The organism is Bacteroides sp. CAG:189 (assembly GCF_000432295.1).
Taxonomy (GTDB): Bacteria; Bacteroidota; Bacteroidia; order Bacteroidales; family Bacteroidaceae; genus Bacteroides; species Bacteroides salyersiae.
On record NZ_HF991078.1, the window covers coordinates 1 to 5,031 of the forward strand.

Annotated in this window: 5 protein-coding genes and 1 pseudogene; all 6 read right to left on the reverse strand. The window is 31.6% G+C overall.

Going from position 1 to position 5,031, the window contains the following annotated elements; all coding sequences use genetic code 11:
- The coding region (locus QVP90_RS11330) for a glycosyltransferase (protein WP_288204348.1) at positions 1 to 426 on the reverse strand (426 nt) is incomplete at its 3' end.
- Positions 426 to 1,448, reverse strand: a complete 1,023-nt coding sequence (locus tag QVP90_RS11335) for a glycosyltransferase (protein ID WP_021936482.1) — start codon at positions 1,446 to 1,448, stop codon at positions 426 to 428. The genes QVP90_RS11335 and QVP90_RS11330, both read right to left, overlap by 1 nt.
- A gap of 10 nt (positions 1,449 to 1,458) precedes the next feature.
- On the reverse strand, positions 1,459 to 1,971 hold the full coding sequence (locus tag QVP90_RS11340) for an acyltransferase (RefSeq protein WP_021936483.1): 513 nt from the start codon (positions 1,969 to 1,971) through the stop codon (positions 1,459 to 1,461).
- A 9-nt stretch (positions 1,972 to 1,980) separates the two neighbouring features.
- The gene (locus QVP90_RS11345; protein ID WP_021936484.1) at positions 1,981 to 3,141 is read right to left on the reverse strand and encodes a hypothetical protein; all 1,161 of its coding nucleotides are present in this window, start codon (positions 3,139 to 3,141) and stop codon (positions 1,981 to 1,983) included.
- Complete coding sequence (locus QVP90_RS11350; RefSeq protein WP_021936485.1) at positions 3,135 to 4,412, reverse strand: oligosaccharide flippase family protein; 1,278 nt, start codon at positions 4,410 to 4,412, stop codon at positions 3,135 to 3,137. The genes QVP90_RS11345 and QVP90_RS11350 overlap by 7 nt, the downstream gene beginning before the upstream one ends.
- A 335-nt stretch (positions 4,413 to 4,747) precedes the next feature.
- Positions 4,748 to 5,031 (reverse strand): annotated as a pseudogene (locus QVP90_RS11355) (GumC family protein); the annotation flags it as partial.

Sequence of the window (5,031 nt, forward strand, 5' to 3'; positions counted from 1 at the left end):
CCATCCGATAGAAATAAAATGAGAGCAATGCCCCGTAAAGTTCCAACAATCATGCAATGTCCAAACAACAGGAATATTTTGATCGGCTAAATATTTAAATAATATTTTATAGTTTATATAATACCCATGAATATTATGTAAATGAATTATGTCAGGCTTAATTCGCTCAATTTCCTGAACCAAACGACGTGTTGCCCTTTTTGAACTCAAACCATGCCTGTCAAATAATCGAGTCTGTAATGTATGCCAACAAAAATCCCATTTCGTACCTATTCTTATCAAATGAGATCTACTTTTATTCATACTTCTACCATAAGCTATATAACTATTCCAGCCATTCATTATGGCAGATAAGCCAATCTCTTCTGCAATACGCCCAGTAGATCCCCAATTAGCAACTACATTTATTTGAAAAAGAGTGGGCATTATAAATAACAATTAATTTGTTCGTGTTCTATTTGTTCAAAATTCATCTTACTAATGTTTTCTCTCATTTTATTATAAAGTTTAAGATCGGATATCATAGAAATGCATTTCAACAAATCATTTTTATCATCATATCGAAATACCAAACCATTCTCTCCCTGAGTTACAATCTCTTCAGCACACCCCACTCTATTGCTCACCAAAACGGGCAAACCATTATTTAGAGCCTCTTCAACTACTAATCCCCAAGGCTCAGAACGTGATGGTAAAACAAAAACATCCATTTTTTGATAAAACTTAAATAATTCTCGATTACTTATAGCTCCCCAAAAATGAATATTATCATTTGCTATTTTTTTAAGTTTTTCCTCCAAAGTTCCAAAACCAATTATATGTAGGTTTTTTTGAGGAAGTCCATTGAATGTTTCTATTAACATCTCTATATTCTTACAAGTAACTAATCTCCCCACATACAAGAAATTACAAATTTGATTACGAGGTACAAACTGAGGCTGAGGTACATAATTAAATACACCAACACCTTTCGTTATAATTGTTTTACCATTAAATCCTAAGTCATCTGTAATTTTTTTCTGCGATCGTCCAGATGCATAAACTTTTGAAATTCTAGAAATATATATTTTCTTTAATAATCCTTTCCAACCCCGTGTTTGAGATTCCAAATAGCTAGATTCTACAACCAAAGCGTTTTTCGTCCGAAATGAAATAAAGGCAGCTAACCATAACGGTAAAGAGTCCCAACCACCGAGTATTAGTTCTTCATAACGAAAAAAGCGTATTTGATCAAATACTTCTTTCAATCGTTTCAATTTATTTGAAGATAAAAATAAATAATCAAAACGAGCTTCACCCGTAAAGAAGTCTCTATTTCTTCCCTCTGATGTATCACCAGTATATATTACAAAAATACTTTTATATAAAGCAATTTCATTATATAAATTAATTTTGTAAAATGAAGGAAGATTAGTTATAATCAACGTATCTATACATTTTTTTTGCATAACAAAATAATTAAATAATCCTCAAATCTTTCATGAACCGAGCAGGAACCCCACCTACTCGCGTATATTCAGGTACATCCTTTGTAACAACACTACCTGCAGCAACATGAGCCATTTTATGAATTGTAACACCAGGAAGAATAGTCGTGCCTAAACCACATGAAGCTCCCTGAGCAATCCTTATTTTGCTAGAAGTACCCTCATAGCCTATTATTCGTGGTCCTTCTGGAGTTACAGGATGAAAACCCGTAACAATAACTGATTTCGTACCAATCAATGCATAATCTTCAATAATAACTTGACTTCCCTTATTACACATAATCATCGCATCAAAGCCAATAAAAACATTATCCCCTATTAAAATATCTCCTTGTCCAAGAATTTTAGCTCCTGAAAATATTTCACAGTTTTTACCTATAACAACACCAGCCCAACGATACAACAATGTCTTCAACTTGTTACAAGAACTATAAGGCAGTAAACTTGTAACTTTATTTACAATAAAAAGTCTTTTTGAATTCATACCAAATAATTAATTTACCGGACGATTGAATTTCAATGTCATCCCTAATAGAATAAAAGGAATAAAAGTCGCTGTTCCAGGACCATATGGAAATGTTGGTTCTCCTAAGCTTGCTATAAAAGGAATCCACATCAATATATAGCCATAATTCTGTTCTAAAAAGATATTTGTTGAAAAACTCCCTTTTATAATTTGAAAAACAATATAAAAATATAAGCAAAACCAAGGTAAACCTCCCAAAAATCCTAAATCTGACATTTTAAGTAACAAATAATTATGTACCCAAGGAATTTTAATACCTTGAGACAAATTCCCAAACAATGGATTATCACAAAACAAATCAAAAGCTAACAAATAGCCCGTACCACGTCCAGAAAGGAGATCGTCTTCCTTATTTTGAAAAAAACTCTCGTAAAAAAAATCAAAAAATGAATCAAAAAAGCTAATCCCTGTAATCCCAATCACAAACAATAATATCAAAATGACAATCAATGTCATTTTACGAGAATAAAGGCATATATATTTATATAATAAAAAGGCTACCATAACACAATAGGCAACCGTCGCTAGACGAGCTCGTATTGTCAGTAGTTCTACTAATACCAGAAAAGCTATTATAGACATAAATACACAAATAGACTTACTTTTTCCTCGTAATATATTCAGTATAGCAATTATACCAGCAACAGTTAACATCGGGCCTAATGAGTTCTTTGCAGATGTATGATAAATATCCTCAATAACAAAACCTCCTACATTCAAACGTATTTGTTCATAACCTACATATACCATCACTATGGAATACACAAAACTTATCCACCAAACGTTCTCTTGTCTTATATTAGACAGATAACCAATAACAACTAAAACCAAAGGAATTAACAATGTACGAATTTCTTTATACTGGATATGCAAACCTAAAGAATAGTATAAAAATATATCAAAAGAAATAATTAAAAAGAGTAAGATATAAAGAGTTAAAAAACGACTTCTAAAACATTTCTTCAATAATGGTAAAACTGTCAAAAACAACAAAATCGTTAAACATAATATTATTTTATCCATCATTCCAATTTGTTCTCCAACCTCATTAAAAAAAATAGGGTGGTATCCCAATGGAACAAACGCAGCCAACAATATTAGTAAAATATTTCGAACAGAGCCTAACATTTTTTTATAAAATATGTATATCGATGTTTAAGTAAAACAAGGTATATCGATTGAAAAATAAGGCTAGCTATAGTATATATTAAAGCGCCATTAGCATATATATTTATTGCAAAATAGGTAAATATAAGTATCCCACTATCACGTAGCAAACGCGTAAAAAACAAATACCAATTTTGGCTTTTTGATATTAATTCTTGAGTATATACATTTGTCAAACTATTTATAATTGTGGTAAATATTGCAACATTAAAAACAATAATCATTCCATTGTAACTTTCTCCATACCAAGAACATATCCATTTAGACAATATGCCTATAATTAAAAACGGAACAAAAGTGCTAATGAAATTAATAAACAATAAACGTTTCAATATAACATTATGATATTTATCATTACTTAATGATCCAGACAAATGTGAAAGCGCAACATTACGCAATGCACCTGGAACGAATAATAAAAGTACACTCCATTGACTTACCACAGATAGCACACCTAAATCCCCATATCCAGAAAGTTTCACAATTATGATTGTACTCACCCAATGTGTTATTGCATACAAACTTTCCTGTAAAGCGATAGGTAAAGAAAAAGAAATAACTTCCCGAAGTTTATTAAACTCTATCTTCTTTTGAAACGTTAAGAGTAATTTACGTAAAGAATAGTAATTCAAAGCACAATTAAACATATTGGTCAACACCAGTGCAACAACGGCACCAATCAATCCATTATAATAGGTTAATATTATACTCACTATAAAAGTAAAAATCCCTGTAATAGTATTATTAAATGCAATAATTTTATAGGCATTAAAACCAGAAAGTTCTCCTATTTGAGTTGTATTGATTGCATTAAAAATTATAGCGACAGCAGCCCATCGCAAAATCCCACTTAAATGAGGTGCTTCTAAATATAAAGATAACGGGATTGCAAAAACACATACTAATAAAGCTATAATCCCACTTGCTATTAATGTTATAATTGTAGCGATATAGTGAATCGAATATACCCTACTTTTATCATTAGTTGTACAATCTGCAATAAATTTAGTCGCTGTATATCCCAATCCAAACGTTGAAAATATTGCAATCATAACAAGCGTGTTCTTAATCATGCCATACTCTCCGTATACATCTTTACCCATGAAACGAGCAATTGCTATGCCTGCCATTAGTGCCAACCCTTTTCCTAAAGCACTTCCTAATAAAGCCCAAAATGAGTCTTGAAATAAAGAGCTACCTTTCAATCGGGCATATTTAGCTTTTACATTCATATAAAGATTCTATCTTTTATCAAACCTCTCGTACCGAATTATTTGACTTAAACTCCGACACCACTTCTTTCATCAGCCTCACTGTATCATCAATCCTCACGGCAAGTACTAAGTCTGCCGAACTATCATATGAAGCATCTACCTCGTCATGTTTATATTTACACACTTTTACTATACGAATTTTATAATGTTCTGTCGGAATAGTATTCTCTTCATTACTTAATATTTCTTCATAGAAAAACTCTTTTCAGCTACCAAATTATTACAGATTCTCCTAATTCTATTTTTCATAATAATAGTCCCTAATAGGGATATAGAAAGGTAAAAGCAATCTTTTAGCGCTTCAAAAAGTGTGAAAAGATACTTTTCAAACCTTTTACTTTTTTATGTTCATGAGTTTCAGTACCATAGCCATAACCATAACCATAGCCATAACCATAGCCATAACCTCGCTGTTCCGTAGGCACACCATTTAAAATTACTGACATATTATGAAGTTGCTCCTGACGATACATGTTTTCTAACTCAGGCAACTGACGACGATCCATCATACCAGAACGGACAACAAAAATAGTTAGATCAACAACACGATTCACAATAGAAGCATCAGCAACCATAC